General features: G+C 68.3%; 22 protein-coding genes and 3 pseudogenes. 7 read left to right on the top strand and 18 right to left on the bottom strand.

The genetic code is table 11. The annotated features are described in order from the left end of the window. Positions 1-83: 83 nt before the first annotated feature. From DEJ46_RS38635 to DEJ46_RS38645, 3 genes and pseudogenes are all read right to left on the bottom strand, one after another. Positions 84-482 (bottom strand): DUF6188 family protein, encoded by a 399-nt coding sequence (locus DEJ46_RS38635; protein WP_223835410.1) that lies wholly within the window; start codon positions 480-482, stop codon positions 84-86. A 12-nt stretch (positions 483-494) separates the two neighbouring features. After that, positions 495-704 (bottom strand): annotated as a pseudogene (locus DEJ46_RS38640) (transposase); the annotation flags it as partial. A gap of 88 nt (positions 705-792) precedes the next feature. Next, positions 793-1,268: pseudogene (locus DEJ46_RS38645) on the bottom strand (DUF4265 domain-containing protein). A 631-nt stretch (positions 1,269-1,899) separates the two neighbouring features. On the opposite strand from DEJ46_RS38645, the gene DEJ46_RS39450 reads away from it, so the two are divergent. Both DEJ46_RS39450 and DEJ46_RS38650 read left to right on the top strand, forming a co-directional pair. Further along, positions 1,900-2,040, top strand: a complete 141-nt coding sequence (locus tag DEJ46_RS39450) for a hypothetical protein (RefSeq protein WP_190623116.1) — start codon at positions 1,900-1,902, stop codon at positions 2,038-2,040. Between the two features lie 152 nt (positions 2,041-2,192). Continuing rightward, positions 2,193-4,397: an FG-GAP repeat domain-containing protein gene (locus DEJ46_RS38650; protein WP_150273878.1), complete on the top strand. Its 2,205-nt coding sequence runs from the start codon at positions 2,193-2,195 to the stop codon at positions 4,395-4,397. A gap of 410 nt (positions 4,398-4,807) precedes the next feature. On the opposite strand, the gene DEJ46_RS38655 is transcribed toward DEJ46_RS38650, so the two are convergent. The 8 genes from DEJ46_RS38655 to DEJ46_RS39455 form a co-directional block, all read right to left on the bottom strand. Then, a complete protein-coding gene (locus tag DEJ46_RS38655) occupies positions 4,808-5,197 on the bottom strand; it encodes a hypothetical protein (protein WP_150273880.1) in 390 nt (129 codons plus the stop codon). Between the two features lie 4 nt (positions 5,198-5,201). Next, positions 5,202-5,552: a hypothetical protein gene (locus DEJ46_RS38660; RefSeq protein ID WP_150273882.1), complete on the bottom strand. Its 351-nt coding sequence runs from the start codon at positions 5,550-5,552 to the stop codon at positions 5,202-5,204. 25 nt (positions 5,553-5,577) lie between these two features. After that, entirely contained in the window at positions 5,578-5,856 is a 279-nt protein-coding gene (locus tag DEJ46_RS38665; RefSeq protein WP_150273884.1) for a hypothetical protein, read from the bottom strand. A 77-nt stretch (positions 5,857-5,933) separates the two neighbouring features. Further along, on the bottom strand, positions 5,934-6,401 hold the full coding sequence (locus tag DEJ46_RS38670) for an STAS domain-containing protein (RefSeq protein WP_190623118.1): 468 nt from the start codon (positions 6,399-6,401) through the stop codon (positions 5,934-5,936). Positions 6,402-6,483: 82 nt separating this feature from the next. Continuing rightward, positions 6,484-6,846: a helix-turn-helix transcriptional regulator gene (locus DEJ46_RS38675; RefSeq protein WP_150273888.1), complete on the bottom strand. Its 363-nt coding sequence runs from the start codon at positions 6,844-6,846 to the stop codon at positions 6,484-6,486. A 538-nt stretch (positions 6,847-7,384) separates the two neighbouring features. Continuing rightward, on the bottom strand, positions 7,385-7,747 hold the full coding sequence (locus DEJ46_RS38680) for a hypothetical protein (RefSeq protein ID WP_150273890.1): 363 nt from the start codon (positions 7,745-7,747) through the stop codon (positions 7,385-7,387). 402 nt (positions 7,748-8,149) lie between these two features. Further along, positions 8,150-8,410 carry a hypothetical protein gene (locus tag DEJ46_RS38685; protein WP_150273892.1) on the bottom strand — a complete coding sequence of 87 codons (261 nt, stop codon included), beginning with the start codon at positions 8,408-8,410 and terminating at the stop codon, positions 8,150-8,152. A 93-nt stretch (positions 8,411-8,503) separates the two neighbouring features. Then, positions 8,504-8,662: a hypothetical protein gene (locus DEJ46_RS39455; RefSeq protein ID WP_190623120.1), complete on the bottom strand. Its 159-nt coding sequence runs from the start codon at positions 8,660-8,662 to the stop codon at positions 8,504-8,506. A 603-nt stretch (positions 8,663-9,265) separates the two neighbouring features. Between DEJ46_RS39455 and DEJ46_RS38690 the strand changes: the two genes are divergently transcribed. From DEJ46_RS38690 to DEJ46_RS38700, 3 genes are all read left to right on the top strand, one after another. Continuing rightward, positions 9,266-9,736 carry a peptidylprolyl isomerase gene (locus DEJ46_RS38690; RefSeq protein WP_150273894.1) on the top strand — a complete coding sequence of 157 codons (471 nt, stop codon included), beginning with the start codon at positions 9,266-9,268 and terminating at the stop codon, positions 9,734-9,736. Between the two features lie 342 nt (positions 9,737-10,078). Next, entirely contained in the window at positions 10,079-10,732 is a 654-nt protein-coding gene (locus DEJ46_RS38695) for a twin-arginine translocation signal domain-containing protein (protein ID WP_190623123.1), read from the top strand. 83 nt (positions 10,733-10,815) lie between these two features. Continuing rightward, a complete protein-coding gene (locus DEJ46_RS38700; protein ID WP_317852226.1) occupies positions 10,816-11,940 on the top strand; it encodes an IS630 family transposase in 1,125 nt (374 codons plus the stop codon). A gap of 40 nt (positions 11,941-11,980) precedes the next feature. Here DEJ46_RS38700 and DEJ46_RS38705 read toward each other — a convergent pair whose 3' ends face one another. Next, positions 11,981-12,463 (bottom strand): NADAR family protein, encoded by a 483-nt coding sequence (locus DEJ46_RS38705; protein WP_150273898.1) that lies wholly within the window; start codon positions 12,461-12,463, stop codon positions 11,981-11,983. 317 nt (positions 12,464-12,780) lie between these two features. Next, positions 12,781-14,667: a hypothetical protein gene (locus tag DEJ46_RS38710; protein WP_150273900.1), complete on the bottom strand. Its 1,887-nt coding sequence runs from the start codon at positions 14,665-14,667 to the stop codon at positions 12,781-12,783. Positions 14,668-15,024: 357 nt separating this feature from the next. Between DEJ46_RS38710 and DEJ46_RS38715 the strand changes: the two genes are divergently transcribed. Continuing rightward, positions 15,025-16,614, top strand: a complete 1,590-nt coding sequence (locus DEJ46_RS38715; RefSeq protein ID WP_223835411.1) for an ISL3 family transposase — start codon at positions 15,025-15,027, stop codon at positions 16,612-16,614. Positions 16,615-16,723: 109 nt separating this feature from the next. Continuing rightward, entirely contained in the window at positions 16,724-17,239 is a 516-nt protein-coding gene (locus DEJ46_RS38720) for a hypothetical protein (protein ID WP_223835412.1), read from the top strand. Positions 17,240-17,694: 455 nt separating this feature from the next. Here DEJ46_RS38720 and DEJ46_RS38725 read toward each other — a convergent pair. The 5 genes and pseudogenes from DEJ46_RS38725 to DEJ46_RS38740 form a co-directional block, all read right to left on the bottom strand. Then, positions 17,695-18,623: pseudogene (locus DEJ46_RS38725) on the bottom strand (IS5 family transposase). 1,037 nt (positions 18,624-19,660) lie between these two features. Next, positions 19,661-19,783, bottom strand: a complete 123-nt coding sequence (locus tag DEJ46_RS40655; protein ID WP_263411775.1) for a hypothetical protein — start codon at positions 19,781-19,783, stop codon at positions 19,661-19,663. Positions 19,784-20,410: 627 nt separating this feature from the next. Then, entirely contained in the window at positions 20,411-20,821 is a 411-nt protein-coding gene (locus DEJ46_RS40820; protein ID WP_317852213.1) for a hypothetical protein, read from the bottom strand. Between the two features lie 200 nt (positions 20,822-21,021). After that, a complete protein-coding gene (locus DEJ46_RS38735) occupies positions 21,022-21,600 on the bottom strand; it encodes a hypothetical protein (RefSeq protein ID WP_150273904.1) in 579 nt (192 codons plus the stop codon). 142 nt (positions 21,601-21,742) lie between these two features. Continuing rightward, entirely contained in the window at positions 21,743-22,864 is a 1,122-nt protein-coding gene (locus DEJ46_RS38740) for a hypothetical protein (protein WP_150273905.1), read from the bottom strand. Between the last annotated feature and the right edge of the window lie 222 nt (positions 22,865-23,086).

Consider the following 23,086-nt stretch of genomic DNA (forward strand, 5'->3'; position numbering starts at 1 on the left):
CCGGAAGGTCAAATTTTGGTGCGTCTCCCACGTGCCCCACCCCTTGGCGGATTCCTGGGATCGTTGCCACACAGGTGAAGTGGTCAGTGCTGCCAGTCGGTTTCGCCGCCTGGGCCTACCAGGACTGATTCGAGTCCTGAGCCGGTGAGGCTCCAAGCCTCGTAGCCGGGATCTGGATCGACGCTGAGTCGCGTGCCGTCGTCAAAGCCGAGGGACAGGGTGCCGAGCCCGGTGACCTCGGCTTTGGTGACGGCCCTGGTGAACAGACCGAGGAGCGGTGCCAAAGCCATTCCCGTACCAGGCGAGAGGATGGCCTGGGTGCCGGCCGCATCGGTGACGGTTATCGGCGTCTCGATGACGAGTTCGCCATCGACGCGGATGCGGCCGTCGGGCTCGTGATCAGCGAAGCTGATCCGGACCTGGTTGTCGAAAGCGGTGCACGTGACACGGGCACCGACCAGCCCTGCGGGAACTTTCACCACACCTCCAGCGGCTCATCGCGTCGTGAGCAGTCTAGACAGGCGCTCAGCTGGGGTTTCCCTGTCGAGCGACTTGCGTGGGCGGCTGTTGAGTTCGGTGGCGTCACTGTCTCCAGGTGCTCGGGTGTGTGGACGCTCAGGTCAGTGCCTTGGGGAAGCACTGTCGGAGCAGGCCGTTGGTGTTCTCGTTGGAGCCGCGCTGCCAGGGGCTGCCGGATTGCAGAAGGAGATATCGCGACGGGCCGCAAGGCTGCCCCTCAGAAAACCACGGGCACGGCAACCAGCCACCGGTGGCCCGGCGCGCCGCCACTCCTTATGAGGCCCCAGGCAGCTCCGTAGCCTCCTCAAACGAGAGCCGTGGCTTCCCAGGCAGCGGTGACACACCTTCCTCCCAGTGCCACCACCCCTGTGCCTCACCGTGTTCCAAGAGCTTGCGGATTCGCGGTAGGTCCGTCTCCGGCGGGACGTCCAAGGCAACCATCCGGTACTGCTCGATCCCCTCGCCGGTCGTGCCGAGGCGGTGAAGACCTCCAACACGCTCTGCCGGGCAGCGGCTGAGCCGTTGTCCTTGAGCACGATCAGCCGGATGGTGCAGTTCTGAGAGGGCTGGACCGCCTTCCCGGCCCAGAGAACACCGTCGCCATCGAGCTCCGCCTGGATGATGTCCCCGCTGGCGACGCCGCGGACGAACCACGGAGTGTTGTCGAGCCGCACCGTGCCGTCGCCGAGGTCCACTGCCCATAGGCTCTCGACGCTCGCCGGCGGCCAGCCGTCCTCGTCTATGTCCATTCGGAAGTGGACCTTCAGGTGGCGGTCACTGATGTTCGTCACCGCGCCATCATCCACACCACGTCCACGGGCCTGGACCCAGGGGTTTCCAGCGGACACGGCAGCCAGCGCGAGCCAGCCCTGACGCGGAGCCGGGGCTGGTGTTGATCGTCAGGTCGTGTGCGGCTGTGTCAGGCGAAGACGCGGCGGTTCAGTTTGGTGGTGTCCTGGAGGTCTCAGCGCGAGTTGGTCCTTGTGCGGAGAGTGATGAACAGGCAGTGGCCGGGAACTATCTGGACGACCTCCTCCTGCCCTGCTGACGGCAGCAGAGGCCGGGGACGCGGTCGGCTACATGCGGCTGCTGGATGCGCTCGACCTCACGCCCCGTGGGCGGCCGCTGGTCAGCTCGCCGCAGGCCTGGCACGACGGCTCCCCGCCGACTGAGCGCGGCACTGGCACGTCAGACGAGGATGCCACCAGGGTCGCGATGGTCTGCAGTAGTGCGGCGTCGAGCGTGCAGCCGTCGGCGGGGCCCGCGAGGGAGACCCGCATCCGGCGCGCTGGCAGCAGCTTGCCAAGGCTCTGCCCAGGCCGTTGGCGGTTGCTGCACGCTGCTGCATCAGGATCGCCGGGCCGCTCCAGACCGGAGCCCTTGGCGAAGCCCATGCCGGAGCCCGAGGCGGACCCGGAGGAGCGGGAGCTGCGCGAGATCACCGAGCAGGTACGCGCCCTCACACCCACCAAGCGCACCCGCCTCACGGGCACGATCCAGGGCCTGCTGCGGCAGTCGTAGACCCCGGGCTCCAACTGAGCGCCGAGTACGTGCCTGCCCGGCCGGGTACTGGTGCGAAACCCCGAACCTCCCGTACAACCATTCGAGCTGCTCACGAGTCTGAGTCGGACACGGCATCTCCGTGTCCGACTCAGACTTGTGGGAGCTCCACCTTGCGGTTCCGTTCCACCAGCAGCCGTCTCGCCGCCGCCATCACGGCCGTACTCGCGGCCACCGCCCTTAGCGCCGGCACGCTGGCCACCGCCCCGGCGGCCTTCGCGACGACGTCGGCTTCGGCCGGGCAGGCCGACGCCACGCTTCCCGTCTACCCCGAGGACTCCTACCTCGCGGGCGCGGGCACCACCGGGTTCTTCACGTACGACTATGACGAGGCCGACAGCATCACGGACCTGGTCTGGACGCCGTACGACGGAGGAGCATCGAAGCGGCTCCGGCATCCGAAGGACGGCGGTTACGCCCTAGTGGGCAACGACGTGGCCGTCGTCGGCGATGACAGCTGGCCCGCGGCCATGCGGTCGATCACCTTGTGGAACATGGCCGACCCGGCGGCCCCGGGTGTGGACATCGACCTCGGCGCGCTAGGCGGCAGATACGTCGCCGCGCTGAGCCCGACCAGTGTGCTCACGAGCATCCGAAAGGGGGACGACACGGAGGAACTGGTCGTCGTGACCAAGCAGGGGACCACGACGACCACTCGTGAAATCACGGGTCTGCCGGTGGATGCGATCGAGATAGACGGCTCGACGGTCCTCGGGGGCACCGTTGTCGTGAGGTACGCGGCGGGTCCGCCGGACGCGCGAACTGGCCACCGGGCCCTGATCGACGTGGCGGCCGGGACGGTGACCGAGACCTTCTCCTCTGCCGAGGCCGGGTACAACAGCGACTGGGGCCACTTGACCTTCTCGGCTTCGCAGGTGGCCTGGGTCGCCGAGACGGATGGCCACCAGACGTACGTCACGTCTGTTGACCGCACGACGGGCAAGGAGAAGAAGACCGTCCTGGGCGACAGCATTGACGACTGGTGCTACGAGCTGGTGGGCGACTGGCTGGTGTACGGCGCCTACTGGACGCCCGTGAAGGCCGTCAACTTGGCAACCGGCGAGACCCGCGAGCTCGACGTCACAGCGACGGAGTCGGCACCCTCCGCCGACGGCAGCGCGGCGCTGCGGGGCAGCCGGGACGCCGACGGCGACGGTCTGTTCCGTGTCGAGCCCGGTGCGGACGGCACCCCGACGGTCACCAAGGTGGCGGAGACGGGCACCCGTCTGGCGATCGACGAGGTTCACGTCCCCAGCGCGGTGAACCTCGACCAGACCGGCGGCAAGGTGACCCTGGGCTGGACGCTTTCGCGTGCCGACGCCTACCTGGACGTCACGCTCACGCACACCGCGACGGGTAGAGCATTCACAAAGCGCCTGACCGCGTCCGGCACCCGGTTCTCCTTCGACTGGGACGGCGTCATCGCCGGGGCCGACGCGCCGAACGGGTCGTACGGGATCGAGGCCGAGGCGACGCTGCTCGACGGCACCGGCGAGCCCGTCTACCAGGGCTGGCTCATGAACGTCGTCCGCACGGTCAACCCGCACGACTTCACGAACAACGGCTCCACCGACGTCCTCGCCCGGGACGCCTCCGGTGTGCTGTGGCGCGACGACCTGCGTGACCGGCCGGTGGCCGGCCAGATCAGGACCGCCGGACGCACCAAGGTGGGCTCGGGCTGGAACACGTACAAGCAGGTCGAGGCCGTCGGCAACATCGCCGGCAGCACGCACGGCGACCTCATCGCCCTCGACGGTACCGGCGTGCTGTGGCAGTACCAGGGCAAGGGCGACGGCACCTTCGCCACGCGCGTGAAGATCGGTGGCGGCTGGGGCATCTACAACAAGCTCGCCGGTGGCTCGGACCTGAACGGCGACGGACGCGCGGACCTGCTCGCGACGGACGCCGCCGGCGTGCTGTGGTTCTACAAGGGCACGGGTTCGGCCACGGCCCCGTTCGGCACCCGCACAAAGGTCGGCGGCGGCTGGGGCATCTACAACCAGCTCACGGCCGTCGGCAACATCGCGGGCAGCGCGTACGGCGACATCGTCGCGCGTGACGCGGCCGGTGTCCTGTGGCTCTACCAGGGGCACGGCACCGGCTTCTCCACGCGTGTGAAGGTGGGCTCCGGCTGGGGCGCCTTCTCCCAGCTCGTGGGCGCCGGCGACGTGAATGGCGACGGGCGGCCGGACCTGATCGCGTACGGATCGGGCGGCACCTACGTCTACCGGTCCACCGGCTCGGCGACAGCGCCGTTCACGCGCATGACGACGAACCTCTACGCGGGCGAGGGCACCAAGTTCAACAGCGTGCTCTGAGGCCGGCCCGTGTTGTGCAGCGACTGCATGCACGACTTCACCGAACCGGAGCCGGACGAGCAGAGCTGACTCCGGCAGCGGCAGTGGACCGGTGAAGTCGACTCCGTGAGCCGCAAGGCATTGGCCGACGCTGCCGAGGAGTGTGTGTGGATGCGCACTCCCCGGCGACAGCGTTTCGACAGTCGCAGGCCTGGCGGAAGCGCCGTTCGTCGCGGATGGACGAGTGCCTCGGACAGCCAGCGTGTTCGGGCCTACCCGCGCGGTGCGCAGTCGGCACGCCGAGCTGCGCACAGAACAGCCCCCGCGCCGCCACAGCGGCTGAGCAGCACGCGGACGGCCCGAGCCAGAAACGAGGGTGGGTCAGCGCCTTCGGCGGCAGCCCATGTTCACGACCTGCATGTACCGGGTGTTCACGGCGGCGTCGAGCACGGCGCCTCGGTGAGCCTGCCGGCGACCCACTTCTGCGCGCGATAGCCGCGAGGGTAGGGGCCGACGTGGGGCTGGGCGAGGCCGGCGGCTGTGGAGAACTGCCGGGCTCCGTCCACGACGGCTTCGACGAGGCGGACGTTGTCCCAGGTGGGCTTGCGCAGGTCGGGATTGGTGCGCAGGTAGGCGCCGAGCGAGTTGGCTGCCAGGGCCGCCAGCGTCAGGCCCTGGCCGTAGATCGGGTTGACGCTGGCCAGGGCGTCGCCCGTGATGCACGCCCGGGTCCCACCTGCGGTGAGAGCCCGGTCTCGTCGCGCCGTTTGGCCACCTTCCTGAGATTCATGCTTCTGGAGCGCTCGTTCGAGTGCCGCCAAGGTCTCAGCTCTTCCCCACGCTCGCCGTAGAACGCCGGGCCTGTGGACGCGCGGTGTTCACGATGGGCCGCGTGGTGAGGACGAAGCCGTCGGGGTGGGGGACGGCGCTGAGGCCGGCCTGTCTCAGGACCGTGCCGAGGGCGGTGGCCACGGCGGCTGGGCCGTGGGAGAGCTCGACCAGAGCGGCAGGGTTGGTGTCCGTGGCGTGTGCGCGGATGGTGGTCTGGACGAGGTGGCCGGCGGGCCAGGTGACGATGACGCCGTAGGCGTGTTCGTGCAGGTGCAGGCCGCTGTCGGGGCCATATCCGGCGGTGGCGAGCACTGTGCGTACGGTGTCGAGGAGCTCGTGGGCCATGGCGCTCTCCCACAGTGTCGGCCTGTTACGCAGTTGCCGGGGTGTGCGGCGGGCGGGGCGTTGCGGGGCCGACGACGGTCAGCGGGATGCCCAGGCCCTCGCACAGGCGCCGGGCCCGGGTGAGCACGCTGAGGGAGGCGGGTGACGGGTCGGGTGCGGACAGCTGGATCCGTACGTGTCGCGGGCGGTGGGTGAACAGGAGCGCTTCGACCTGCAACGCGGCTGCCGCCCGGCTGGGTACGTCCAGGTCGTGCAGGAGTGCCAAGTGCAGGACGCCGTCCTCGATCGCGTGCCGCATCAGCATGCTTCCTCCTGTGCTTTCCTTCCGGCCGCTCCCTGCCGCAGGACGCTAGGTGTGGGCGAGGCAGGGGGCGGCACGCTCTACCTGCGGATGCCTGGGGGCCGGCCCAGTCCCGGCGTCCTGTGGTCCAGTGGCGTCGGCGCGCCGGTGCCGGCCGCCTCCGGCGCGGGACGGGCGCGGACGGTGAACACGTGGTGAGTTCCGGTCAGCTGCAGCAGGCGCGCGACCCGCGGGCTGAGGGCGGTCAGCACGAGGGTTTTCCCGGCGCGCAGGGCCAGCCGGTTCAGGCGGAGCAGGATGTGCAGGCCTGAGCAGTCGAAGAAGGTGACGCCGGACAGGTCGATGTCGAGGCCGGAAGCGCTGGAGTCCAGGGCCGCGATGAGGTCCCGGCGCAGCTCGTCGGCGTCCTCCATGTCGATCTCACCGCACACGCGGGCCAGCACTCGCTGAGGCCCCGGCTCGACGACCACGGCGACGACGGACGGTGACATAGTGACGCTGACACGCTCTGCCGCCGTCGCGGTCAGACGCGGGGGAGGTGTGATCATGGCCTGTCCCTTCGCTGCCCCGAAGAGGAAGGAATGGCAGTACGGGCGGAGGCGATCAGCCGATGCCGACGTGCTCCGCGGGTCAGCCGGGTGCGCGACGCTCATCGTGATCACCGTCCTCAGTGGCGCGTGGTTCGGCCTCGGCCGACTGGTCGAGGTCGACCAGCAGCTGCAGCAGGTCCGCAATCTCATGGCGACCCTCGGCCGGATGGCGAAACAAGGTCCCGGGCGTCACCTCGTAGTGGTTGCGCCGGCCATGACGCTCCCGCGTCAGATATCCGGCCGTCTCCAGATCCGTGACGATGGCCTGCGCCGCCCGCTCGGTCAGCCGACATTCTTCGGCCAGGTCACGCAGCCGAATTTCCGGATCGCGAAAGATCATGGCGAGAATCCGGGCGTGGTTCGTGACGAACGTCCAGCTGGTGCGTGATTCCACCGGCTCCATGCCCGAAATTATAGGTTTTGCGACTCGCGTTTCACCAGACCTGAATCCGCATTCCGGTGAGCACCCTCCGTATCCCTCCTCCGGCCCTGTAGCCGCCCACCACGCGGCCACGCCGTACCGGACAGGCTGCTCCACTGTGCGGGACACCGCCGCCGGCGCATTCCGGAAGTCTCATGCAGACGGCCGGCCGTCGAGGCAGTCACCTGTTGTCGACTCCGACTCCGACTCCGACTGCGGCCCGCCCTCACGGACCGCCGCCGGCGTCGCCGTATCCGGGCCCGGCTCCTCATCCCCATCACCGTGAAGCAGCGGGTCCGATCGCCCGACGCTGCGAGGAACGGTCAGATTCGTGGGACGGAGCCGCCTAGCCATCGGTCTGAGACAGGCAACGAACTGCGGGTCAGCGACCCGCGTTCGATGGCACGAGCAGCGAGACCCTGCAGCTCCCAGGCTATGCAGACGCGGTCCGTGATCGCACGCCCCTGCGTCCACAGGCGTTCCTGGTGCAGGTCCACAACGCACTGCCAGGAGTATCTGATCATTTGTCGCAGTGCTCAGCTGGCTCTCGCCGGACCGCCCCCCTGGAGAGGATGCCGCTGCCGGAAGCCCAAGCCGACTCGCTGTACTCGGCCGTGCGGAGCCCTCCCTCGTCGCGCTCCCACGGCCGCCCATCGCTGTCGACGAACCGGATTGCCCGGATCGGCGCCCCGCCCTGCTCGATTCCGTAGCCCAGCAGAAAGGCGTCGATGGGGCCCGGGGCGATGATCAGCTGGGTGCAGGGCGGCATGGTCCACGAATCCAGCCCCAGGGAGAGCCATTCGTGTTCTGCCGGATCAATGCCTGCGTCTGGTGCGTAGAACAACATCTCGACATTGCTCACTGGATCCAGTGAGCGGTTCACGATGACAACTGTTTCGGAGAGTTCGCCTACCGGCTCTGTCCAGTGGGCGACCCGTCCCGCCTGCTGCCGCCTGTCCTGATCGAGCTGCCGGCGTGTTGCATCCACGCTCGACGACGCCACCAGGGCGCTGAAGAACAGGCCGATCGCTGCCGCAATGGCCGTCAGCGCTGTTGCCCAGGGCGCCAGGGCGTCACCAACGTGACGTGCCCGCCGGGGCGACCCCGGCGCTACGCCGACGTGCGGACGTCTTTGCCGGGAGTGCAGTCTGCGGGTTCTGACCCTCAGGGAGGTCGCTCGATGCGCCACCACTTCACCATCGGCTACAGGGTGCGGCCTGGCTACCGGGCGCCGACCGAGGAGAAGCCGGGCGGGCGGCAGCGCAGCTGACCGCACCAGCGCGCCTTACCCGGTGACGCGGACCCGGAGGCCGTACGGCGCGCCGCTGCTGATCGCCTGCGCCTGCTCGGCGAGGTCGGCGCCGGTGAATCCGAGGAGCGCGGCGTCGGCAGCCGCGCGGAGCAACGGAACGATCTCAGCGACCGGGCGGCCGCGGTGCGAGACGGAGAGTTCGGCATAGGCCCGCTGGTACGGGACGCCGTACGGGCTGTTGGGGTCCGGCAGAAGAAGGTCACTGTCCCGCGCGCCGACCGTGATCTCACCCATGACCGCTCCCTGCATCGCCTTGACCGGGGCGGTTCCCGGCCTCCTTCCAGCGACGCTACGAGCCACCACTGACAACGATCGAGAGGCAAGCGGCTACTTGCCGGGCTTCACCGGGACGACCCCGACGTTGCCGACGCCGTCCTGGGCTTCCGCCCGATCCGCGGTGTAGGTGACCGGCTCCTCCCCGTTGTCGCGGATGATCTCCGGAATCCGGTCCCGTACAGGCTTGCCTTCCAAGACGTTGCTGCTCACGCCTGATCTCCAGCACCTGTCGCCACAGGGGTGCCCAGTCGCCACCCCTCGTGCCGCTGCAGCCTAGGACTTGTCCGGCCGATCATGGCTGTGGGCTGCTGAGGCATGGCGGAGGGCTACAGCACGTCTAGGGCATGGTCGGCCCACGACGCTCGTGTGCCAGGGTGGTGGTACGGATCGGCAGTCTGGGCGTTCCTGGAGTCGCAAGCTCGCCGCCGGCTGTCAACTCGGACGGCATCGCTACCCGCAGGCGTACGGCATCGGGCGGTGTCGGAAGAAGAAGGACCCGCTGAGCGACGGGGCCCTGATCCACTTCGAGGGGCGGAGATGACGCCGTCCGAGGTACGGGCCGCACGAGCTCATCCAGCTCTCGGTAGTCCAGTTCCGGGCCACCGAGCGGTGAAGATCAGCCAGATCGAGTGGTGTCCTTGCCTACTTGTCCCAGGCAGCCTCCGGTGCCGCTTAGATGGCTCCGACCGTGATCCACAAGGCTGGGGATCGATGCCCGCTACCGGGCAAAAGCACGGGACGCCGAAGCGCCTTCGTTGAGCGCGACGTCGCTGTGCTACCCGCCGAACTTCCTGCACGAAAGGACTTAGCCTCATGACGATCGAAGCCAACAAGGTGGTCTCCATCGAGTACACGCTGTACGACGAGCATGGCGCAGCACAGGACAGCACCGACAGCGAGGCCCCGATGGTCTACCTGCACGGGGCTGGCAGCGCCATGCCCGGCCTGGAGCGAGGACTCGCAGGCAAAGCTGTCGGCGACGAGGTGAGCATCGCGCTGGCGGCGGCCGACGCTTTCGGCGATCACGACCCCCAGGCTGTGAGCACCGTCAGCCGCGACTCGTTCGACGGAGCGGAGTTGGAGGTGGGCGCGCAGGTCGAGTTCTCCACGTCCGACGGCGAGACCCAGGTCGCCACCATCACGGCGATCAACGGCGACCAGGTAACCATCGACGCGAACCACCCTCTGGCCGGGCAAAAGGTGCGCTTCGAGGTGAAGGTCCTCGCCATCCGCGACGCCACCGCCGACGAGATCGCCAACGGCGCCCCCCAGGACAGCAACTAGGTCTTGTCCGGCCGGCCATGTGACGGGTCCGTGGCCGTGTCGCGGTGTGGCCGAATGCGGTCTCAACGTGCTGCGCCTGACTACCTTCCAGAAGCTGGGTGCCTGCATCAGCCAGCGGGGCCCAGAAGGCATTCTCCGCGCGTAACGAGTGTGCGGGGCGAGTTGGTGCACGTGATCTCGGGCCGTACGGCATGTGCCAGATTGCCCGCCCCTGATTCCCAGGTGTCCGACGGACTCGTCCCTCGTTACGCAACACGTGATCAAGGAGACCCTGCCTCTGGCTCTGCTCACACGCTCAGCGGTGGCCCCGGCAGCGGTCGCGGAGAAGGGAACGAGAGGCACATGACTGACATCGACCGCCGCGGGTTCATGAGGGGTGCGGCGGCTACAGCCGCAGCCATCGGCGCCAGCACCCTCGCACCGAGTAGGGCACTCGCGTCGGACGCCCCGGAGAAGCACGGCACGATCCCGTTGCCGCCGCCCGGCACGGACGTCCCTGTCAGCATGTACGCCGCCAACGTGCTGTTGAAGCTGAACACCCTCGGGGCCCTCACACTCGCCTTCAAGGGCGGCATCAACCTACAGGTCAAGACGAGCAAAACCGACGGCCTTGTCATGGAGGTCCAGGGCTTCCGGATGGAGGCGGACACCAGCCCGAGCACCCCGAAGTCCGGAACCCTCATCACCATGGCCATGTCGAATATGACGACCACGCCGCTCAGCATCCTCCAGGCCGCCTCCGGGGCTGGCGGACTCGAGATGCTCATCTACCTGTCCCTCACCGTCGATGTCATCGACAAGGCCACGGGGCAGACCACGAGCATGCTTGCCACTGACCCGACGACGTACGCCACGCTCAAGGCAACCGACGTGAAGGAATTCCCACCGGTCGACCAGCTGTGCAAGCTCCAGGAGCCCGTACAGCTCTACGACGCCCAGGGCCACGTGGCCGGCACGTTGGAGGGCTTCAACGCCATCATGAGCAAGGCCGGCTAGTGATCTGACCACATAGGTTCGCCGGGTTGGCCGTCGTGGCGGTTGGATGGGCGGTGACGTCCGATCCGACCGCTGGAGGTGCGGTGGCCGAGCCTGTCCGTGTGCGCAGACTGACTGACCAGGAGGGGCGGAAGCTGCAGCAGATCGTGCGCCGCGGCAGTACCAACTCGGTGCGTTACCGGCGCGCGATGATGCTGCTGGCCTCGGTCGGCGGGAACCGCGTGCCGGTGATCGCCCAGCTGGTGCAGGCCGACGAGGACACCGTGCGTGATGTGATCCACCGGTTCAACGAGATCAGCCTGGCCTGTCTGGACCCTCAGTGGGCGGGAGGCCGTCCCCGCCTGCTCAGTCGTGACGACGAGGACTTCGTCATCCAGACGGCCACCACCCGCCCGACCAAGCTCGGCCAGCCCTTCACTCGCTGGTCGCTGCGCAAACTCGTCGTCTACCTGCGGAAAGTCCACGGCCGGGTGATCCGCATCGGCCGCGAGGCGTTACGCGGTCTGCTCGCCCGCCGCGGTGTCACCTTCCAGCGCACCAAGACATGGAAGGAATACCCCGACGCGGACCGCGAGGCGAAGCTGGACCGGATCGAGGAGGTCCTTCACCGCTTCCCCGACCGGGTTTTCGCCTTCGACGAGTTCGGCCCGCTCGGCATCCGGCCCACCGCAGGCTCGTGCTGGGCCGAACGGAATCATCCCGACCGGGTGCCCGCCACCTACCACCGCACGCACGGAGTGCGCTACTTCCACGGCTGCTACTCGGTCGGCGACGGCCGTCTGTGGGGCGTCAACCGCCGCCGCAAGGGTGCCGCGAACACGCTGGCCGCGCTGAAGTCGATCCGCGCCGCCCGTCCCGACGGCGCCCCGATCTACGTGATCCTGGACAACCTGTCCGCCCACAAGGGCGCCGACATCCGCCGCTGGGCGAAGAAGCACAAGGTCGAGTTGTGCTTCACCCCGACCTACGCCTCGTGGGCCAACCCGATCGAGGCGCACTTCGGACCTCTGCGGCAGTTCACCATCGCCAACTCGAACTATCCCAACCACACGGTGCAGACCCGGGCACTGCACGCCTACCTGCGCTGGCGCAACTCCAACGCCCGCCACCCCGACATACTCGCCGCACAACGCCGAGAACGCGCCCGCATCCGCAGCGAGAAAGGCATCCGCTGGGGAGGGCGGCCCATCCTCGAGGCCGTGGCCTGAGCCAGCCTGCGCATGCGGCACACCGCACACGCTTCCCGGATCACCGCCTCGGGCGGCGGCCATCGCCGTCGAGGGCTTCGGCGAGTTCGGCACGCAACTGGCTACGGGTGCGCACCAGAATCCGCCCGAGCATGTTCTTGCCGTTCCCGGTCCTGCCCCGACCCCAGTAGTGATCGGTGGTGGTGTCTTCGACGATCTCTTCGTCGCCTGTGGACAGCAGAATGTCACGGATATCGGCATGCGTACGGAACTTGGCTGCCACCGCACGGCGCATCACGTCGTCCTTGACCCGCTCCCAGTCCCTCCGCAGAGGCTTGGACGAGTCACGGCCCAACTCCGCTGCCCGCAGCGGCGTGCGCGCACGCCGGACGAGATCCGCGTGACGAGTGCCCTTGAACTTCTGCGCCTGGAAGTAGTGCTCCGAGGTCGGCCACCAGACCCCGTCGAGGTCGAAGCCGTGATCGGAGAAGTTCGAGAAACATCCATAAGGGACTTCATCGGCGCCATAGAAGTAAATCGTCATGCGAGCCTCACGGGTGTTATGGAAAACCGCACCGTGTCAGGCATGCCCCAGCCGCCGCAACCAGTTTTCTTCGCCAGGCCCGGCCCTTCAGCGCACCAGCGACCCGGCGAACCTTCCCGGCCACAGCACTAGCTAGCCGCTGATGTTGCGCGCGTCGGGGGAATCACCTGCGGCGTCGGCCCTGTACTCGGGTAGCTACGGCAGGGGGACAAGTAGCTCAGAGTGAGCGTGTCCCTTGCGAGGAGGAGCCGGAACATGTCCAAGCCCCGCAGGGGCCAGCTCTGTCTCTTGAGCCAGCCCCTCGCGGGAATTCAGTTCTACTTCGTCTCGCGAACCTGTCCGACCTCGCCAGCGGCGCTCGGCAGGATGTAATGCCACAGTCGGGCGTATTCCTGTGGGGTGTAGGGCGCGGTGGTCTCCCTGATCACGCGGCCGAGGGCGTCGTATTCCCACCGGACCTCTTCGTCGCCCTGGATGCGGGCGTGCAGGAGCCCGTTGAACAGAAGGCGGGTGATGGCCGTGGTGCGGATATTGCCCTCATACGAGGTGGTGGTGGAGGTGGCGAGGAGTTTGTTCTCCTCCTGCTTGTACACGTAGGTGGTGCTGGTCGCCCGCCCGGACTCGGTCACGGTCTCCCGTGAGAGCTGTCCGGCGAAGGGGCCGCCGGTGAGGTAATCGCGCCGGACGCGAGATAGCTCCTTCTCCTCCTGGCCGCCGACGAGTTCGACCGTGACGTCGTCAGCGGCAACCACCGATACCGCCGCCTGTTCACCCGTCGCTGTGGCGGGGGTCGGCACGGAGGTGTACGTGTGGCGGGTGCTCGTCACGGGCACCGCTCCGGACTGCTCGGACGCCGGGAACGTGGTCGTGGCCTTGAGGAACCGCGTCAGCCCCAGCGGGTCCGCCGGGCAACCCGTGTCGCCCTTGGCCGGGTAGAACTCACAGGTTTCCCGCCTGCCGTCCGGATGGGTGACCGAGATCGTGTTGCCGTAGGAGTCGACGTCGAACTCTTCCCTCTCCTGACGGTTCTTCGCCGGGTCGCCCTTGGAGGACCAGGAGCGCGTGATGGTACGAGGCGACCGGTACTGGGGCGGCTGGCTCTTGGTCGGCACCCCCGGCAGGGCGTAGTAGACGACTTCCCTGGTCTCCGTCTTGTCCCCGCGGACCGTCTCCTCCTTGGTGAGCAGGTGGAAGGCGTTGTAGGTGCGGGTGACGGTCCGCCCCTCGGCCCCCTCGACCGTCTCGGTCTCGGTGGGGCCGTTGTAGTACGTCTCGGGAGGCAGGGCCTCGTGGCCCTGGAGCGGATCGTCCTGCCCATTCCACTGCACCTTCAGCCCGTGGCCCAGGTAGTTCGGACCGTCGGGGTACGTGTAGAGGGTCGTGCGGGGCTGTTCCGTGCCGCTGATCTCGTGACTGGTCACCCGGGGCAGGTTCGGGACGCTCGAACTCGGGAAGGCGTGGCCCGCACCCCCATAGAGCACGGAGTGGCGGGTCCGCAGCGGCGTGGTCAGCCCGCTGATCACCAGCCAGCCGGGGCGGGAGTCGTAGTCGAACGCGAAGGACGCCTTGTCCTCCGTCGGCAGCTGCAAGGCCGACAGACGGCCGTCGCGGAGGTTCAGCGTCCACCTGGCTTCCAGGGCGTAGTCGCCAGGGGCGACCGTGACGTGAACCTCATCCTTCGAAGAGTGATCGAACTCCATGAGGCGGTAGCCGGACTCTTCCGTGACCGACGAGAGCGCAGCCATGGCGCTCGACGGCAGCGACGTGTACTCCAGGCGCACGCATCGGCCGTGGTCCCAGATCTCCACCGGCAGGGCCCGCCCGCTGTGGTCGTCCGCCGCCACAAGCACCTCGCGCACACCGTCACGGTGCGCCACGACATAGCGGTCCCCGTCCTTGGTGACACGGACCTGCCCTTCCTCGGTGACAAGGTCATGCTCCGAGAGGTCGGGATCCAGGAGATAGCTCCGGCCCGAGGGCAGCGTCAGCTTGCCCGTCGTGGTGTTGAAGCAGGTCAGGTTCAACGACCACCCGTTGCCGAAGCCGCTGTCGACAGCTGACGGATGGAACCGCAGTCGCGGCTGGAAAGTCGGCCCGGCCAGATGGTTGCCGATCACAGCCGGCAGTGTGATCGTGCAGAGGAACACCCCGGTGCGCGGGTCCACCTCCGCGTGCACCAGCTTGTCCATCCCGAACTGCGTCACGAGTTCCTCGTCCGCTGTCGGCACGTACGGGCTCAGGTCTTCCGTCCGCCACGGGGCCATACGCTAACCACGCCTCTCACCATTGACAACGTGTGGCTTCGCTCATGAAGACGGACAGCGTTTGTCGATGACTTTGGGCAGCAATCGGTGATCACCGGGCCTCAACATGTCGACGAGATTTGGGTTCTGGCACAGATCTTGGGGAGCCGTCGCGGAGCGTTACCTCGATGTTCGATTGCGAGGGACTGGCTCGCGCGAGACGGCGTACGCCTTGGCGTCTGACGGCCGGAAGTGCCGCTCCCTCAGGTGCATTCCGTTCGCTGCTCTGGCTGGCTGTGGACGGTGATGGTGCTGGTCATGCAGACCGACGCACCGTTCTGGGATTCGCTGGTGTTCGACGGGATCGACGAGGTGGAGGTCGAGGCGGCTACGACCGCGTTCGGCACAGTCGAGGTGGCGGCGAGAGGCCGCGCGACCGCGGCAGCGTGTCCGGACTGCGGCCGCTCCTCGGACCGAGTCCACGACCGCTACCAGCGCAGGCTGAAGGACCTTCCACTCGCTGAACAGGGCTTTGTGATCCGGCTGACGGTCCGGCGCTTCATCTGCGCGTCGACTGGCTGCCCGCGCCGGACGTTCGCCGAGCCGTTCTCGCGACTCACCGCGCCGTACGCACGGTTCACCACGCGGCTCAACCACGCCCTGGAGCGGGTGGGACTCGTGCTGGCGGGGCGGGCCGGCGCTCGGCTGGCTGCCCAGCTGGGCTTCGGCGCAGGAAGGATTACCTTGTTACGCAGGGTCATGGCGTTGCCCGATCCACGGTTCAGTACTCCGCGTGTGCGGGGCGTGGACGACTTCGCGATCCGCCGCGGCCAGACCTACTCCACCGTCTTGACCAGCGTCGAAGACCATCGTGTGGTCGACGTGCTCCCGACTCGTGAAGCGGGGCCGCTGGCCGCGTGGCTGATCCGCCATCCCGGCGTGGAGATCATCTGCCGGGACCGGGCTGGCGCCTATGCCGAGGGTGCTCGCCGCGGTGCCCCAGAGGCTCTGCAGGTCGCCGACCGGTTCCATCTATGGCAGGGCCTGGGCCGCGCCGTGGAGACCTGCGTCGCCGCCCACCGCGATTGCCTGCGCGCTCCGACGCCCAGCAACCGCCTGTCACAGGACCCCCGACCAGCTTCCGGTCCGCAGAAAGACGCGGAGCCGGTCGGTCGGCGGGCCGAGCGGAAGAAAGCCGCACATGCCCTGGTCCACGAGATGCTCGCCCAAGGTCACTCACGCCGCGCGATCGCCCGGCACCTGGGCTGGGGCCTCAACACCGTGCTCCGGTACGCGAACGCCGCACACTGGCTGGACACCATCCGCGACAACCGGCCCCGGCCCAGCCGGCTGGACCCCTACAAGCCCTACCTGGAACGGCGATTCGCCGAGGGATGCACCAGCGTCACCCGACTCCACGGCGAGCTGGTCGCCGAGCAGGCTCCCGTCACCTATGGCATGGTCCGCGCCCACATCGCTACCCTCCGCGGGGCTCCGGCCAGCGCGCCGCCCCGGCCGCCGTCGGTGCGGCAGGTGACCGGCTGGCTCACCCGCCACCCCGCCGCCCTGAGCGAGGAAGACCGGGCGGGCCTGAAGGAGGTCCTGGCCCGCTGTCCCGAACTGGACACGGCCGCCGGACATGTCCGCGACTTCGGAGAGATCCTCAGCGGTCGCCTCGGTGCCACGCTCCCTGCCTGGATCGACGCGGTCGACGCCAGCCGGCTGCCCGGCCTTACCGGCTTCGCACTCCACCTGCTCCGAGACCTCGACGCCGTGACCGCCGGCCTCACCCTGGACTGGAGCTCGGGCAGCATCGAAGGCGCCGTGAACCGCATCAAGAAGATCAAGCGGCAGCTCTATGGTCGAGCCGGATTCGAACTACTCCGCAAGATGATCCTGCTCCAGTGACCCGCTCAGTCCAGGGCCCCCTGCTGCGAGGACAGCAGTCCGTCGGTGCCAACGACGAGCGAGATGGGTTCCTGCCGGGCAGCGAGTCGGGTTCTGGCAGGCTGACCAAGTGAGCGGGAATGTAGAGGCGTCCGACGACCGGTTTCGAGATCGACGCGAACGCAAGTACGGATACGACTTCCTCGATGAGGTTCTGGTGCACTGTCCCCGGTGTGATGGGTGCGCCACTGTCACGCCCCACCCCGAGATCCCAGCAGATGAGAAGGCTGCCGGCTACGGGAGCCTGGATCTCCATCGGCGGCTGCGGTGCACGGAGTGCGGCTTCTTCAAGGATCGGAAGGTCGACACTGCTGTCGTGGGCAGCCCTGTCGATCCTTACTTCCAGCTACCGGTGTGGTTGCAGACGAGCTGCTGCGGACACGTCCTATGGGCCTATAACGTGCGTCATCTCGATCTGCTGGAGGCCTACGTGGGGGCCAAGCTTCGTGAGCGCGGAGAGCTTGTGCCTTGGGCCCCGATGAGTCTGGTCGAGCGACTTCCCACCTGGTTGAAAGTCGCGAAGAACCGGACCGAGGTTCTGCGGACGATCAGACGCTTGCGTTCCACACTGCCTGCTGGTGGGTGATCGAACGCGCGGTGACCACAGCTCAGGCACGGCTGACGGGCGTCCATCCGGCCAGTATGCAGGGGCCAGTCTCACCCGTTCGATGACGAGTCAGCGCACGTGAAGCGGTCTGGACACCCTCCGTGACAGCTCCCCAAGATCTGTGCCAGAACCCGCTACTGCTCGATAAAGCCAACAACGTGAAAGGCCGCGCTCGTGCGACCCGCCGCATTCTGGCAGGAAGATCAACCACGCAGCAATGACGCACGATCATTGGCTCAATACCGTCTGTGACTAAATTCCTGCTGTAGGGGGCCGCCCCGGAACCCCGTCGAGCGGGCCATCAACAACCCGCGCACGCAGCCGCCCCCCGTCATCTGGCTCCGCACATGATCGGCCGGACAGCCCTTAACGCCTGGCGGCCACCCTCTCGCGCGACGCGCACAGCCCGGCTTCTCCCTAGGTTCTCCCGCCGATCATGTCCGGAGCCAGATGACGGTTGCTGCGACGGTGACAGTGCCCAGATAGACGTATGCGCGCTTGTCGTACCTTGTGGACACAGCTCGGTAGTTCTTGAGCTTGTTGATCGCCCGTTCCACGGTGTTGCGCTTCTTGTACCGCTCCTTGTCGAAGCCGGGTGGGCGCCCTCCTGCCCGGCCCCGGCGTACGCGGTTCACGGCCTGGTCGCTCTTCTCAGGGATGACCTGGCGGATGCCTCGTCGCCGCAGGTAGCGGCGGGTCCGGCGATTGCTGTACGCCTTATCGGCGCTCACACTGTCCGGTGTGGTGCGCGGACGGCCCGGCCCGAATCGAGGCACCCGAATGCGTTCCATGACTGGCTCGAACTGCGTGCAGTCCGCCCACTGGCCTGCCGTCAGCAACAGTGAAAGCACGCGGCAACGCCCGTCCGCGCTCAGGTGAATCTTGGTGGTGAAGCCTCCTCGGGAACGACCGAGCGCCTCACCTCCTGCACCACCTCCGCCAGGCGGGCGCACAGTCTCACCCACGGTCTTCCGCTCTGGTGTGCCATCGCGGCCGCCCCTTTTGACGCGGCGGGCGGCGGAGCTTTCCGCGCGCCGGCCGCATGCTGGTGGGCACGGATCGAGGTGGAATCAACCGAGACGTCCCAGTCGATCCCACCGGCGGCATCGGCCTGGGCCTGCACCTGCTGGAGTAGCCGTCCCCAGGTTCCGTCGGCCGACCAGCGCCGGTGGCGCTCGGAGACGGTTTTCCACGGCCCGTAGCGTGGCAGGTCACGCCACTGCACCCCGGTTCGCACCCGGTGCAGGATGCCGTTGACCACCTGACGATGATCGCGCCACCGGCCGCAGCGATTGTTGCCCGTGGGCAGGAGCGGCTCCAGACGTTGCCACTCCGCCTCTGTCAGATCCCCCCGACCAGTCACGCAAGAGCCAACGAACCAGTAGACGACATGGGTACGGTCAGCACCTGCGATGCCACCACGCCAACTCCGGGTCTTCCATCGGCTCGTGATGCGTTCGCCCGAGGAGCACCGCGTCCAGGCGCTCGACCTGCACCCGAAGTTCGCTGGCGGCGCTTGGCAGAAGCATGAACAGAGCATCTTGCAGCTTGTCCCGGGCCCAACCCTCACCGCAGCAGAGGCAGGTGAACTCCGCCTCCCATTGTCTCCACCGGCGCCTCGTGCCTTAGACGCGCACGGACCACACGCGCAGCGCCACCGCCACGATGCCCGGAGACGATCGCTCCCGTTCGAGCACACGGACAGCGGCATTCGCCGCTCCCGACAGACCTGGGACATCGCGATACCGCGCCCAGGGTCTACCCCAGCCGCGTTCCCGCAGCCGAAGTGAAGCTGGTGTTCTACGAGGCACGGCCCCTTCGGGTGTAAGTCATGGGCGGCATCCTCCCACAACCCATGATCGACGGGACAGAACCTAGGGAAGACGCCTCCACCTTCGCCATGAGAGCCACCAACCCCACCCGTTCGGAGGGCGCGTCTCGGCGATCACAGGACAGGGCTCTTGGAAGGGTTGTGCGCAGGGTTTTGCATAGCGGATCGATATCTTGTGTCGCTGTCGAAGGCATGGTGCGGAGCTTCGGGCCATGACCTCACCCGAGCTCAGCGACCTGGACTACCTCTGGGAGATCGAGCGCCTTGCCGACCGCGTCAGTGTGGAGGCAAGGGTGGCCCCCGTGTACTCGAAGAGAGCAGATCGTCAAGGAGAGCCGGCAGCCGTGGGTGCGGGACTTGTCCCGCGGCTGGAAGCCGCCCCACTCCACGATGCGTTGCCCGGTTTGCCGGTTTCGGTGAAAGTGGTTCAGACGCGACCAGGGCTGAGGTAGAACTGCGGATCACGAAGTCTGCTCCCCGCACCCGGGGGATGGCCCTGACTCCTATCTGTCCTACGCAGAGTAGATGTCAGCGCGGGCGCGGCTGCTGCGCGCTCCGCCCGCCCTGACCTATCCGTACGAGATCGCGGTCCCGTAGGCCACCAGGTACCAGGACCCGGGGTCCCTCCCTTTCTGGATGGCCGTCAGGCGTGCGCCGATGACCTCGGCGGCCCCGGTTTCGGCCGCGCTCACGCTGAGAGAAGAGAACGCTTCGCCGGGGAAGACCTGTAGGTCGCCCCAAACGACCCACCTGGAAGTCACAGGTCGGTCCATCCTCTGGGGGTTATCGACGGTGAGGACCGGGACCGGAAAGGAAAGTCTTCTCGCCATGCCTCTGCAATACCGCCGTTCCGGCGGAGCAAACGGCTCCGGAGCCATACCCCGCACCGGCGGTACGGAACGGCGAGGCACGGTCGTCATGAGCACCACCCGTCACCCGCTGGGCGCCGGTCCGACGACGAGCACCAGGAGCACGCCGACGTGAAAGGCACGCGCCTCCTTGGCACCGGTCCCACCGGGTCGTAGATTCCGGGTTTCGCCGGTTACTGCCGTCGAGGACGCCACGCGCCGCATGGTCGACGCCGAGAACGACCGGGACGCGGCCATCCGTTCCGCCATCGGCGCTGGCGCGCCCGGCGCTCTGTGCGGGCCCTTGGGACCCTCATGTGCCCTTCCCCGGGACAGGTACTGCGGCCAGGGCCGCAACGCCCCGTTCGAAGGCGTTCACGGTCGTGGACGGCTTCGCGGGTGCCGGTGCTTCTGGCGCCGGGGTGTGAAGGACAACACCGAAGGCCTGCAGGCGTTCGCGTCGTCCGTCGGTCAGGGCAGCCCACACCTCGGGCCGGCGCTGCTTGGCGAGCCCTTCCCGATGTCCTTGCCGTGGACGGTGACGCCGGGTTCGACGTACGCGAGGATGGCCTCCTCGGCGTGCATCTCCCGCACCACCGCGTAGTGCCGCTGCCATTCCGGCGGCCATGACGGGTTCCAGTCCTCATCGACCTCGCGCAGCACCGCCCTCCACTCAGGCTTGCCGTCCAAGGCACCGGGGCGGCGGAGGTTCGCGAGCCACTGCCCCACCGGCCGGTCCAGCATCGCCGCGGACCGGGGCGCACACAGCGTCCAGTACTCCTCGTCATACACCTTCGCGGCTTCCAGGTTCTCCTGGAACCTTTCATCGGTCACCGACCACACCATCCCGAGCCGCTCCAGCCGCCCGGCCCGGCTGCCCACTCATCTCCCCGCCCCCGTACTCCCGCCGCTGCTCCGCCACCCACTGCCCCGGCGGTGTCCTTCCTTCCCGATGCCCGTAGGGGCCCCTCGCGTTCCCTGCCACTGGGTTTTCGGGAGCAATGCAACGTGGCGGTGCTCCGGTAGGGCACGGGTTCGGGCGGGCGGCGGACACGGCCCCTGGCCCTCGGCCCCGTGGTGGCTCAGGAGTAGGTCATGGGGCAGCCGTGCCGTATGGAGTACTGCGCGGCGCGCAGGTGGAGAGCCACGTAGAAGGCCGCGTCCCGGTCCTCGGCCCACGGTCCCGGCCGCGCCCGGGCGGTCCGCTCCGCCCCGCCCTCCAGGAACCACAAGCTCAGTGTGAGGTTCTCGCCCGCCGGTATCGCGTCCACGGGCAGTTCGACGGCGTCGGCGAGCCGCTCGGCCAGGGCGAGCACCCGCGGGGCCCCGGCGACCACCGTCTCTTCGCCGGAGTACGCGGTGCCGACGGGGAGCACGATCTCCTCCTCCAATGCGAACGGCACCAGAACACTCCAGTCGAGGAGGGCCGACACCTCCGCATCGGTCAGCCGCGTCCTGCACAGTGCCACGAAGCCGTCCATGGACGGGCTGACCTTCTCCTCGAACCAGCCCGGCGCCTCCCCTGCGACCTGCCGCAGCTCGTAAGGGGGCCGCCCGCGCCGCTCCAGCTCGGTGTTCAGCGCGGCGGCGACGTCCCCGTACCCGTCCTCCCCGAGTTGTGACCAGTCCTGCGCGGTGACACTCACCAGATAGACACCCATGATCGCAACGTACCGGCCGCCACCGACAGCGTCGCTGCCTCTCGTACGAGCGCGGCGTCCGCGCCCACCGGTTCAGCGCCGCCTGAGGCGTGTTTCAGGGCGGAGGCGCCGACCGCTCGACCGCCCGGCACCCAGCGCCCTGTCAGGCTTCGCCGCGCCGGGCCCAGGTCCCTCTTCCACCTGCCGTCATCAGCGTGTTGACGATGTGCGACCGGTTGCGGCCGCCCCGAAGCAGCCGCTCGGCCGCCAGGCCGAACGCCAGCGCAGGTCCCACGAGACCGAGGGTCTCGCCGGTGCCGAGCGCCAGCCCCACGCCGGCGAGCCCGAGGCCGGTCTCGGCCGCGGCCCAGGCGAGCCGCCCGGGCCGCTCCCCGGAGGCCGGCAGCTTCCGCCGGACCGCCCGGAGCAGCGCGGGGAGGGCGTCGTCGGCCGCCGCCGCGTCCCCGGCGCGCAGCGCCGCCTGGAAGGCGTCGCGCCGACGGGTCACGACCTCGTCCTGATGGATCTTCGCGATGTCCTGCCAGCCCAGTTCGGCGACCGCCGCCAGGTTGCCCGGGGCCATCCCGTGTTCCGCAGGGGCTGTGGCCCGGGGGCCGACGGGCTCGACGAGCGCGTCCGTCGGACTCCCGAGGTAGAGCCCGATGTCGGCCGCTTTCGGGAGCGACCGCGGGGACGCCCCGTCGGTGCCCGGCGTCCGCTGCACCGCTGCGTTCCAGGCCTGCGTCGCGGTGTTCCACATCGCCGTCCTGTGTGGCGGGTCCGTCGCGTCGAGCTGGGCGAAGAGCACCGCCCTGCGGTGCCGGTTCGACGGCTCCACGTGCTCGTCGAGATAGGCGAGGGTGCGTTCCACCGGGGCGTAGTCGTGGCCGGGGAGCCCCGGCAGCTCCGCCACCTCCTCCAACACGTCGCGGTACGAGCAGGGGCGCGTCACGGCGCTCGTGCCCAGCGGCACTCCCGCCTCGCGGGAGAAGTGATGCAGGGTCCGGGCCACGGCCTCCAGCCTGCGCCGGATCACCCCGCCCTCCTCGTACCGTGCGCCCAGCGCGGTACCCCGTGCGAACAGTGGCCCGGGATTCGCCTCCCCGCGCTCCAGGGCACGGTGCAGGCCGGTGGTGACCAGAGCGAAGGGGTCGCTGCCGGCCGGAGCGGCGGTGGTGCAGCGCAGGAACGACGGGCAGCCGCGCACGAAGGACCGGAAGTCCTCCGTCTCGAACAGCGCCTGTACCGCATGGCTGTCGATGAGCTGCACGTCGCTCAGCACCACCGTGTGCCCTCACAAGGCCTGGATCTTCAGCATGACGGCCAATGACGTGTCCTGGGGGGTGTTGAGGGCAGTGGGGGCTGGCGCGGCTGCCGCAGCGGAGGCTTCTCATTCGAGCCCGTGCAATTCGAGGGTCAGCTCATGAGGGAAGTCCCGCCAGGGAAAAGCATCAAGCGCGAGCCGGGGCGTTCGTTGCAGGCGTTTCCAGGGATGGATCCGTGGGTT

The sequence above is a fragment of the Streptomyces venezuelae genome, from assembly GCF_008642375.1.
Taxonomy (GTDB): domain Bacteria; phylum Actinomycetota; class Actinomycetes; order Streptomycetales; family Streptomycetaceae; genus Streptomyces; species Streptomyces venezuelae_G.

Coding starts and splice junctions, on each gene's coding strand:
- DEJ46_RS38660 (WP_150273882.1), bottom strand. CDS start 5,552: ATGGCCCACGAGCTCCTCGACACCGTACGCACAGTGCTCGCCACCGCC.
- DEJ46_RS38665 (WP_150273884.1), bottom strand. CDS start 5,856: ATGCTGATGCGGCACGCGATCGAGGACGGCGTCCTGCACTTGGCACTC.
- DEJ46_RS38670 (WP_190623118.1), bottom strand. CDS start 6,401: ATGATCACACCTCCCCCGCGTCTGACCGCGACGGCGGCAGAGCGTGTC.
- DEJ46_RS38675 (WP_150273888.1), bottom strand. CDS start 6,846: ATGGAGCCGGTGGAATCACGCACCAGCTGGACGTTCGTCACGAACCAC.
- DEJ46_RS38685 (WP_150273892.1), bottom strand. CDS start 8,410: ATGGGTGAGATCACGGTCGGCGCGCGGGACAGTGACCTTCTTCTGCCG.
- DEJ46_RS38690 (WP_150273894.1), top strand. CDS start 9,266: ATGACGATCGAAGCCAACAAGGTGGTCTCCATCGAGTACACGCTGTAC.
- DEJ46_RS38695 (WP_190623123.1), top strand. CDS start 10,079: ATGACTGACATCGACCGCCGCGGGTTCATGAGGGGTGCGGCGGCTACA.
- DEJ46_RS38705 (WP_150273898.1), bottom strand. CDS start 12,463: ATGACGATTTACTTCTATGGCGCCGATGAAGTCCCTTATGGATGTTTC.
- DEJ46_RS38715 (WP_223835411.1), top strand. CDS start 15,025: ATGCAGACCGACGCACCGTTCTGGGATTCGCTGGTGTTCGACGGGATC.
- DEJ46_RS38735 (WP_150273904.1), bottom strand. CDS start 21,600: ATGGGTGTCTATCTGGTGAGTGTCACCGCGCAGGACTGGTCACAACTC.